At 69.8% G+C, this 10741-nt stretch carries 5 protein-coding genes and 1 pseudogene; 4 read left to right on the forward strand and 2 right to left on the reverse strand.

Going from position 1 to position 10741, the window contains the following annotated elements:
- Window positions 1-61: 61 nt before the first annotated feature.
- Both ACLEQD_RS05420 and ACLEQD_RS05425 read right to left on the reverse strand, forming a co-directional pair.
- Entirely contained in the window at window positions 62-4930 is a 4869-nt protein-coding gene (locus ACLEQD_RS05420; RefSeq protein WP_410382247.1) for a PA14 domain-containing protein, read from the reverse strand.
- A 311-nt stretch (window positions 4931-5241) separates the two neighbouring features.
- Window positions 5242-7135: pseudogene (locus ACLEQD_RS05425) on the reverse strand (ribonuclease R family protein).
- 166 nt (window positions 7136-7301) lie between these two features.
- Here ACLEQD_RS05425 and ACLEQD_RS05430 point away from each other — a divergent pair.
- From ACLEQD_RS05430 to ACLEQD_RS05445, 4 genes are all read left to right on the forward strand, one after another.
- Complete coding sequence (locus tag ACLEQD_RS05430; protein WP_410382249.1) at window positions 7302-7793, forward strand: helix-turn-helix domain-containing protein; 492 nt, start codon at window positions 7302-7304, stop codon at window positions 7791-7793.
- 23 nt (window positions 7794-7816) lie between these two features.
- Complete coding sequence (locus ACLEQD_RS05435; RefSeq protein ID WP_410382251.1) at window positions 7817-8389, forward strand: putative toxin-antitoxin system toxin component, PIN family; 573 nt, start codon at window positions 7817-7819, stop codon at window positions 8387-8389.
- A gap of 98 nt (window positions 8390-8487) precedes the next feature.
- Window positions 8488-10461 (forward strand): serine/threonine-protein kinase, encoded by a 1974-nt coding sequence (locus ACLEQD_RS05440; RefSeq protein ID WP_410382253.1) that lies wholly within the window; start codon window positions 8488-8490, stop codon window positions 10459-10461.
- Between the two features lie 26 nt (window positions 10462-10487).
- The coding region (locus ACLEQD_RS05445) for a hypothetical protein (RefSeq protein ID WP_410382254.1) at window positions 10488-10741 on the forward strand (254 nt) is incomplete at its 3' end.

Consider the following 10741-nt stretch of genomic DNA (forward strand, 5'->3'; position numbering starts at 1 on the left):
CGCCCGGGTTGCACCCACCGGACGAGGCCATGACTGACTTCGCTGTCCTACGGGCGACGGGCTACTGGCAGCGCATCACACCGGACGGGACCGCGGCGGTGCCCTTCGGCTTCACTTCCACCCTGAAGATCATCAGCAGCTCGCTGGACTTCGCCAGCGGGTTGGCAGGGCTGATGAGGTTCGGCGCCGCAGGCGGATAGGGGTCCGCGAGCCCCTCCAGATTCACGTGGTAGCTGGTGAAGGGTGACAGACCCGTGGCGATTGACGAGTTGTTCAGGTAGGTATCCATCTGGCTCGCTGGCTGCAGCTCCGCCAGGTTCTGCGTCGTGCCGAAGTTCAACCTCACCGGGGGCCCCAGGTAGGTATCGTCAGCAAAGTCATACCGGAACAGGTTGGACGTCGTCGGGAAGCCCATCGTCCGCGTCAGGCTCGTGGTCGTGTTGGCGGCCGGAGCGGAGTTGTTGGGCAGCAGCACGCTGTACAACGTCATCGACCGGATGATGGGCGTCATCATGTTGCAGGGCAGCAGATTCACCCCGCCCCCCTTGCGGTAGAAGTGCTCCGGCGTGAGGGTCACCGTGGGACTGCGGTTCGCCAGGATGTCGTCCCAGACCTGCTTCGCCGCCCCGGCCTCCAGCTTGCGGTAGACCGTCTGAGGCGTCTTGTCCTGCCGGGGAATGCTGATGACGACGTCGAGCACCTGGGTGTTGGGACCGGCGACGCGCAGCGCCGACAGGTGCGTCTCCACCGCCTGGGCCGCGGCCTTCGCCGTCTGCGCCAGCGCGCTGAGGTCCGTGCTGGTGGAGGTCGGGTCGATGGCCGTGAGCGCATTGATGCTGGCAAGCTCGGTATCCGAGAAGCTGACCAGGGTCTCCGGGTACAGGATTCGCACGGTGGGCGCGAGCCACTGGCTCATCACCACCTCCAGGGCCTCCAGCTGCACCCGCAGGGCCGTGCCCTCCAGGTTGCGCAGGGCCCAGGCCGGCATCAGCCCCAGCAAGCGGGACTGGGTCTGGGCGTTGGCGCGCTCGTCCTCCAGCGCCTGGATCTGAAGCGCCACCTGGCGCAGCTGCCGCTCCAGGTTGATGAGCTCCACCTCACGCTCCACGTCCACCAGCGCCTTCTCCACGAAGGCACCGAAGAGGGCGCTCAGGCTCTCCGGGTAGGTCTCCAGGTTCGTGCAGTCGCACGCCTGATAGATGTCGCTGAAGGCCTGGGCGCGCAGGCTGGTGATCTGGCCAGGCAGCAGCCGGCCCTGCGCGGCGTAGAGCTTCGCGTCCTGCTTCAGCTTCTCCAGGCCCGTCACCAGCTTGGAGGTGAGCAGGACCGCTTCGTTGGCCTGCGGGCTCAGCTCCGCGATGCGGACGTCCAGTTGGGAGGTGCCCACCCAGCCGCTGCACGCCGCGGTGGGCGTGTTGACCACGATGGGGGCGTCATTGACGACCACGTAGTAGTCCGACTCCGCGGTCACCAGCACCGAGGTGGACGGCGACTGGAGCACGCGCACGGAGCGGACGTTGGCGCGGTCCGTGGCCCCGTGAACCATCTCCACCAGCAGGAGGCTGCCCACCGGCTCGTCCGGGAACGGCGCCAGCAGGGACCGCACGCCGCGCGCCACGGAGAAGGTGGAGCGCGTCTCGTTTCCAGTGGAGGACGTCTGGTTCCACGTCCGGTTCCACGTGGTGCCCGTCTCGGACGTCATGCAGCTGTTGACGCCGCCAATACCGCCGATGATGGGAATGGAGGGATTGAACCCGGCGCAGAACGAGTCCGAGTTCGTCGCGTTGGAGAAGTTGCCCTGCGAGTTCACCGTGTCGTTCGCGGCCGCGGTGTAGTTGCCCGCGGACGCAGTGACGGTGAAGCCCTCGGGTCCCGTCATGATGGGCAGGGGCGTCTGCGAGGACGTCCGGACCCGCACGAGGCTGCCATTGGGACCGGCCGTCAGGCCCAGCGCGCAGGTCGGGGACCAGCGGCCTGACACCTGGACGACGAGCTGGCTGCCCACGGTGGGCTGGAGCTGGAGGGTGGAGCCATCCGGGTTCAGCGCCGCCATGGCATACACGTCATCGTCCCCCGGGCCGCCGCGTCCCCGGTTGGGGACGGTGAGGGGGTGCTCGGTCTTCAGCATGAGCGCCCCCGGATCGGCGATGGCCGGGTAGAGGGCCTCGAAGCCATCCATGAAGTCGCCCAGCCGGGCCTCCTCCACCGCCTTGCTCACGCGCAGGCCGTTGATGTCCTTGATGAGCGCCTTCAGCTGCGCATCCAGCTGGAGGCTCCGCGTGTCCATGTTGGCCAGGTTGCCCTGGTTCTGGAGCTGGTCCAGCAGGCCCTGCACCAGCGTCGCGCGGTTGGAGTTGTAATAGGAGATGTTGCTGTCCAGCTGCCCGATGATCTTGTTGAGCTCGGTGAGGACGGCCGACTGCTTCTGCAGGTCGAGCCCCACCTTGACGGTGCTCTCGTCCTCGGCGGTGAAGAGGCCGTTGACCGCGTAGCCGGTGGCGCGGGCCTGGGCCTCGCGCAGCATCGCCGTCAGGGACATGGCGGGACCGGACACCGGCCGGGTGAAGAGGTCGTTCTTGTCGTAGCTGCCGGCCGGGCGCCCCAGCGCGTCCTCCACCGCGGAGCGGAAGGCTCCGTGGCCGGAGTTCATCTGGGTGAAGACCGTATTCCACTCCGTGGACATGTTGACCGCGGCGGTGACGTAGGTGGAGAAGGTGGCCGGGTCGTTGAGGTGCGCCAGCACGTTCCACAGCTGGCTCGTCACCGTGGACCGGGTGGTGCAGGACACGAAGCGGCAGCCCATGTCATGCAGGCGGCTGACGTCCAGCATGCGCTCGTTCAGGCCCCGCAGCGAGTCGTCCAGCAGGTACAGCAGCGGCGCGCCCGTGAGCGGCGGCGCGCCCCCTTCACCGAACGCGGCGAGCAGCACCTGGCGGTCCGCGATGAAGCCGTCGGAGAGGAGCTTCGCGCGAACCATCTCCGCCTGCGCGTTGGTCGTGGCCGTCAGCCCCAGCTCGTCCTTCAGCCAGGCGCCCGTCCAGAAGGCCTTCATCACCTGGCTGGCCTGCGCCATCAGCTCCGGCGACGGTGTCGTCGTGGACGACAGGTGGGCGCGGGCGGCCCCGTACCAGCGCTGGATGGAGAGGAGCTTCAGGCGGAGCTCTCCCACGCGGCTGCTGCTGCCCAGCGTCGTCGTCATGCCCGGCAGGCCCTTGAGCAGCAGCTGCGACATGATGCTGTCGTACGCGGTCCAGTACGCCTGGGTGTCCATGCCCGCGGACGCCAGCTGCTCGATGCCCGTGACGGCGGCGGTGCACGTGTCCAGGAGGCCGCTGGCGGCGGTGGCGGAGACGTGGCTGTCCAGCAGGCGCTGGCAGAGGGCCAGCGTGCCCAGCACGTCCTTGGAGGCGGGGAAGCTGGCGGACACCTCGGGCAGGCCCGTGGTGCAGGCGTCGGACGTGAAGTTGTCGTTGTCGAAGTACTCGCCCAAGAGGCCGTTCTGGGCCTGGTCCGGCGTGAAGAGCCGGTTCGTGGGGATGGGCGCGGCGGCCGTGGCGCCCGGGGGCTGCCAGTACAGGCGCATGCCCGCTTCCCAGGCACCCTCGACGTGCTCCAGCTTCAGGGCATGGCGGCCCTGGGTGAGCGTGACGCTGGCCTGGTGCCACACGTCGCCCATGTAGCCGATCCGCTCCAGCACCAGCTGGCCATCCACCCACAGGCGGACGATGTCATCCCACTTCACGTGGAAGGCATAGGTGCCCGCCGCGGGCGCCTCCACGAAGCCCGTCCACCGCACGGAGAAGGTGTCCGGCGACATGAAGTCGACGGGGCCGCTGCGGCCCCAGGTGAAGTCCACCGTCGGATCCACCCGGAAGAAGTGGTTGATGTCCGGGTAGGCCGTGAAGAGCGCCTGGAGGCGGGCGCGGCGCGTGGCGTAGGTGCCCGCCTGCACGTTGGAATCCAGGTCGGGGCTGTCGGCGTGCAGCTCGAAGAGCAGCTTGAGCGCGTTGACGAGCTTGAACTTCAGCAGCGGGGCGTCGAAGCGCATCTCCGTCGGGGAGATGGAGTCCAGCTGGGTCACCAGCCGGGTGTACTTGGCGTCCACGGAGGCGTAGGCGGTGTCGTCCGCGGTCGTGCAGCGCGGGCGGTTCAGCAGGTCGGTCCCCACGCGGATGTCGGCCTGGGCGTCGGCGGTGCTCTTGAGCGTGTTCTGCGACAGCCCGCCGATGGAGTACTTCACCCCGAAGCCCGGGAGCGCGTCGCACGTCGCGGGGTCGTTCTCCGTGCCATGGGCGGGCGCGCGGCAGTACAGGTACTTGGGCCGCGTGGTGTCAGGGCAGGTGGAGTCCACCTGGCCACACTCGGGGTGCTGGCCGGTCGTCCACAACGACACCACGTTGTTGACGGTGATGGAGCAGTCTTCCGTCCACGGCGTGGTGGTGGTCTTCTGGCTCCAGCCGGTCCCGCTGCTGCTGCTGCTGGTCGCGGTGCCGTACACCCGGGTCCACGTCGAAGAGACGGACGCGATGGCCAGGGGGAACTTGGGGTCCTCCAGGCCCTGGGCGCGGAGATCTCCCAGCAGCTGCAGGGCCCGGTCCTGACACGTCAGGATATAGGTGGTGGTGGTGGTGGTCTCGCAGGGAGGCTTTTCGGAGTAGTCGCAGTACTGCATGGCGACGGTCTTTCCGGTGGCCCGCCTGTCTGTATAGGTCTGCTGGCCGCGAGAGGAATAGGCGCACGTCGCGTCCACCTTGCAGGCCTTGTCGTAATAGCCGTCCTGGGGACACGCCGACGTGTTGCTCAGCTTGTAGCACTCGTCGCGGTACTCCCAGGGCCCCTGACAGACGATGTCCAGGCCCGTGGGCGCGCCCGGAAGTGTCTCCGGCGCCTGCGTCGGGCGGCAGCTGGGAGGCGTCAGGGCCTCTTCCATCGTGGACAGTGCTGCCTGGGTGGTTTCCTCTTCGGAGGGTTGCCCACAGGCAACCATGAGCAGGGAAATCCCCAGCCCCCATGCTGCTGAGATTCTTCTTTTCATTGGGTCTTCAATTCCATGGCAATGCCCTGCGCCGGCCGCGCATGGGCTTGCCTACCTTCAAGTCGGGACGCACTCGCAGGCGAACGGGGTGGCGGATGTCAGTGCCTGCGGACCGGATACGAAACGGGCCCGCGGGACTGGTTCACTTATTTTTCCGGGACCCCTCGAATCGAAGGACTACGACTGCCTTTGCCGTCTGGGGCGGGCTACTCCACCAGGGCGAACTCCACCCGGCCCAGCTGCTCATCCGTGGAGACGACCTTCACGGTGATGGGCATACCGACGGTGAAGGTCCGCGTCTTGCCCACCATGGACAGCTCCCGCGCGTCCGGACGGTAGGGGCCGCCCGCGAGTCCCTCCGCCGGCACCATGCCCTCCACCCACATGCCATCCAGTTGTGCCATGAGGCCGAAGGGCTTCACGCGCACGACGCGCGCGGGGAACTGCTGGCCGATGCGGGTGGACATGAAGCGCGCCTCCAGCTCGTGGTGGCGGTCCGCCTCCGCGCGGTTGGCGGAGCGGGCGCGCACGTTGATGTGCTGGGAGAGCTTTTCAAGCTCCGGGTCCTCGTGCACGAAGTCGCGCCGGCCGTGGAGGTACGCCTTGATGAGCCGGTGCACGGCGAGGTCCGCGTACCGGCGGATGGGCGACGTGAAGTGCAGGTACAGGGCGCGGCCAGCCCGAAGTGCGGACCCGGCACCACGGTGTAGCGGGACGGGCCCAGCGAGCGGCGCAGCACGGAGCGCAGCGCGGCCTCCGCCTTCGCGCCGGCGATCTGCCGGTCGAACGCGGCCAGCGCCAGCGGGGTGAGCTGCGCGCCGAAGCCCGCCGCGAACCCCGAGTGCAGCGCGAACGCGTTCACGTCCGCCACGCGCTGCGGATCCGGCTGCTCGTGCACGCGGTACACGGTGGGCACGCCTCGGGTCATCAGCCAGGAGGCGATGGCCTCATTGGCCGCGACCATGAAGCGCTCGATCATGTTGTGCGCGGAGGTGTCCTTCTCCCCGGCCAGCCCGGACACGGCGCCCGCGGTGTCGAAGGTGAAGCGCGCCTCGTCGCGGGACATGGCCATGCCGCCGCGGGCCGCGCGGGACACGGCGAGCCGCGCGGAGGCCAGGCGGAACCAGGGCATGGCGTCGCGCACGGGCTCCATGGCGGGGGACACGGTGCCGTCATCGAGGAAGTCCGCGACCTCGTCGTAGTTCAGCCGCGCCCAGGAGCGGATGAGGCTTTCGTAGACATCCGCGGCGGTGACGCGGCCCTCCGCGTCGATGCGCAGCTCGACGGTGAGGCAGTGGCGCTCCTCGTTGGGGACCAGGCTGAGCCAGTGCGCGGACAGCTCCTCCGGGAGCATGGGGAGCACGCGGCCGGCCAGGTAGACGCTGGTGGCGCGGGCGCGGGCCTCCAGGTCCAGGGGGGTGCCCTCCTGCACGGACTCGCCCACGTCCGCGATGGACACCAGCAGGCGCAGGGCGCCGTCCGGGCCGGCGGGCAGCACGGAGATGGCGTCGTCGATGTCGCGCGTGGAGGGCGCGTCCACGGTGACGGTGGGGATGGAGCGCAGGTCACGCCGGGCGCCGCCCAGGGCGTGGGGCGTCTGCTTCGCGCGGAGGGCCTCCTCGATGACCTCCGGCGGGAAGTCCCGGTGGAGGCCGTGGCGGGCGATGACGCGCTCCAGGGAGCGGTCCGCGCCGGCTCCAGCTTGTAGACGAGGACGACCTTGCCCTCCGCGATGCGGGCCACGACGGCGTCGTTGTGCTGGACGGGGGTGGAGCCCGGGTCCAGGGGCCAGTCGGTGTTGGAGACCTCCTTGTCGATGCGCAGGAAGAAGGCGCCCTTGCGCGACACGACCTCGCCGTAGACGACGGTGCGGGTGCGCTCCACCAGCGACAGGCCGGACGCGGTCCACCGGCCCTCGCCGGAGGCCGTCACCGTGGCGGAGACGACGTCGCCCGCGAAGAGGGGGTTCAGGTCCGGAGGCGTGATGAAGGCGGACAGCACCTCCGGGGTGCCGGGCTTCTGCACGGTGAGGAAGCCGAAGCCACGGGGATGCACGTCGACGCGGCCGGTGACGGTGCGCGGGGAGGCGGAGGTGTCCATGTCGGCGCCGTCGTAGCCCACCTGCAGGGTGGGCGGGGAGATCCTGGGATGCATGTTGCGGTTGGGACGCCTGTCAGGGTGACATCCTGACCATGCTCATGGGGCTGCCTTGCGTTTGCGTCGGATATGGCCATGATTCCGGATGGCCCGCGCCTGGAGGCACCCCGTGACTTCGCCCACCGCCAATGACCTTCCGCCCCGGGCGTCGGAGCCTGTCGCCGCCAGCGACGTGACGCTGGAGCAGGTGCGGAAGCTCGCGCAGCTCATCACCCGGGAGCTGAGCGACAAGGGTGGCGGGCACCCGCTCTTCTCACTGCTGGGGCCCAACCATGAATCCGTGCCGCTGCCGACGGACGTGCTTGCGCTGATGCAGCAGCTGCTCGCCATCCTCGCGTCGGGGGACGCCGTCACCGTGGTCCCCGTCCACAAGGAGCTCACGACCCAGCAGGCCGCGAACCTGCTCAACGTCTCGCGGCAGTACCTGGTGCAACTGCTCGACGAGGGCCGCATCCCCTTCCACCGCACGGGCACCCATCGTCGCGTCTACAGCAAGGACGTCCTCGAGTACCGCGCACGGCAGAAGTCCGACCGCCGCTCCCAGCTCGACGCGATGATGCGCGAGAGCCAGGACGCCGGGGGCTATCCCGAGTTCGACTGAGGATCGCGAGGACGCCCCACCCCGTGATTCATGCTCCGTTTCCTGTCGTCCTCGACGCGAACGTCCTGATTCCCCTCACCGTCTGCGACACGTTGTTGAGCGCGGCGCATGAAGGGCTCATCCAGATCCACTGGACGGAGCGCATCCTCGAGGAGACGCGCCGCAACCTCATCAAGGCCATCGGGTTGCCGGAAGAGAAGGCCGCGCGGCGCGTGGCCGCCATGAAGGCGGCCTTTCCCGAGGCCATGGTGACAGGCCATGAGGGGCTCATCGCCTCCATGACCAACCATGAGAAGGACCGGCACGTCCTCGCCGCCGCGGTCCACGTGGGCGCCCAGACGCTCGTCACGAACAACCTGCGGGACTTCGAGAAGCAACACCTGCCCGCGACGCTCCAGGCCCAGGACCCCGACACCTTCCTTCAACACCTGCTCAGCCAGGCACCCCAGACGGTGTTGGAGATGCTCCGGGCCCAGGCCGAGGCCCTGCGCAATCCGCCCATCTCCCTGACAAGGCTCCTGGACGGGTTGGCGCGCAGCGTGCCGGGTTTCGCCCGCGAGGTCCGTGAGTTGCTGCCCCCTTCCCCCGCCGGATGACCGTCAGTAGCTCCCCGTAAACCCTGGCATCCGGCCAGAAACGGGGGTCCGGGCCTTTCGCGCCGGTGCCTGCCCCGGTGTAGAGTCGGACCCCTTCAATGGCTGGGACGACGCTGACGCTCACTCCGGACGGGTTCCGCGGCCGGGTGTTGGGCAAGTACGAGGTGCTCTGCCGCCTGTCGACAGGCGGGATGGCGGAGATTTTCCTCGCGGCCCAGAAGGGCCTGGCCGGCTTCCGCAAGATGGTGGTGCTGAAGCAGATCCTCCCCGACATCCGCGGCGAGGAGGAGTTCGTCCGGATGTTCCTGGACGAGGCCAAGGTCACGGCCGCGTTCAACCACCCGCACATCGCCCACGTGTACGACCTGGACGTGGCGGACGGCGAGCTGTTCCTCGCCATGGAGTTCGTCCCGGGCGCCACCCTGGTGGAGGTGGCCCGCGCGTGCCGCTCCGCCCATGAGCCCATCCCCATGGGCCTGAGCCTGATGGCCGTGCGCGACACGGCCGTGGCCCTCAACTACGCGCACAGCTTCACCGACCCGCTGGGCCGGCCCTCGCCCGTCGTCCACCGCGACGTCGCCGAGAAGAACATCATGGTGACGTACGAGGGCGTCACCAAGCTGCTCGACTTCGGCATCGCCAAGAGCCTGGCGCGCGCGGGCCGCACGCAGGTGGGCATGGTGAAGGGCACCAGCGGCTACATGTCCCCCGAGCAGATCATGGGCGACCCGCTGGACGCCCGCAGCGACCTGTTCAGCCTGGGCGTGGTGCTGCACGAGTGCCTCACCGGCATGCGCCTGTTCTACGCGAAGAGCGCCGAAGCGATGATGAACGCGGTGCTCAGCGGGGACGTGACCCCGCCCTCGCGCGTGAACAAGGAGGTGCCGCCGGAGCTGGACGCCATCGTCCTCAAGGCGCTCGCGAAGCGGCGCGAGGACCGCTACGGCACCACGCTGGAGTTCGCCCGCGCCATCGAGCGCGCCGTGGGCCCTCGCATCTGGCACCCGGAGCAGAGCAGCGAGCTGATGCTGCGGCTGTTCACCGAGCGCCGCGACCAGACCCGCCTGCTGCTGATGAGCGGGCAGTCGACAGGCGACGGCACCTCCAGCGAGACGCAGGTGGCGCAGGTGCTGGCCCGGGGCGCGGACGCCCCGGAGCCGGTGACGATGCCGCCCACGGGGGCGCTGCCGCAGATCTCCTCCGCGCTGCCGCCTCGCGCGCCCGCGGCTCCTCCCAAGGCTCCCGCTCCGGCGAAGGCGGCCGCGGCTCCCGCGCTGGGGACGGCCGCCGCAACACGACGGAGGAGCTGGCGGTCCGCAAGCCCGCGCCGCCGCCTGCCTCGCGCCGGGTGTCGCCGCCTCCGGTCGCGGCTCCGCCCACGGATGAGATGTCCGCGCGGCCCGACGATTCCGAACCGGGCGTGCGCACCCAGCCGTCCCTGCCGCCGGTGGTGCTGGATTCGTCGCTGCGCATCACGGCGTCCCAGGTCACGACGTCCCCTGGCTACGCCGAGGGTGAGACGATCCTCACGCCGCTGTCGCGCGTGGGTGCCCAGCCTCCCGAGGAGCCGAAGGCGCGCTACTCGAAGGAGCCTCCGGCCTTCGTGGCGCCGCCCGACGAGCCCCGGGCCCGGAGTGGACGCGAAGGGCGGGACGCGGCGAACGGGGCGCCGGAGGAGTCGCGGCAGCGCTCCACGAGGGACTCCGGCAATGGCTCCGAGGATCCGCGTTCGCGCTCCGGACGTGAGGCCGCGGAGGCCCGTACCGAGGAGCCGAAGCCAAGGGCTGGACGGGATGCGGAGGAATCGCGGCCCCGTCCTCCTCGCGAGGCAGCGAATGGGGCTGACGATGCACGGGCGCGTCCTCGCGACGCCTCGAATGGCGGCGCGGAAGACTCGCGGCCCCGCCCTCCTCGCGAGGCCTCGCACGGATCCACCGGCGATGCACGGTCCCGTGCCGGCCGCGACGCCTCGAGCAACGGCTCCGAGGACTCCCGGCCCCGGCCCCCACGGTCCTCCACGCAGGACAGCCTGCGCGTCACCCAGCCCCACGCCGCGCCGCAGGCCCTGCTGAACGACAACGAGACGGCCATCTCCCGCGTGCCGTCCCTGCCTCCCGAAGAGGCCCCGGAGAAGACTCCCGCGGTCCGCCGCGCGCCGTCCTCCCGCGGCAAGCAGTCCTCGCCCCCCGTCCGCAACACGCCGGCGCGCGCCTCCGTCCGCCCCACCGAACCCCACGACTTCCTCGCGGAAGCCCCCGCCCCCCGCCGCGGCATGGGTGGACTCATCGCGGCCGGCGTCGGGCTCCTCGGGGTCGCGGGCCTCTGCATCACCGTGGCCCTGGGACTCGACGG

It is taken from the genome of Corallococcus sp. 4LFB (assembly GCF_046520365.1).
GTDB classification, from domain to species: Bacteria; Myxococcota; Myxococcia; order Myxococcales; family Myxococcaceae; genus Corallococcus; species Corallococcus caeni.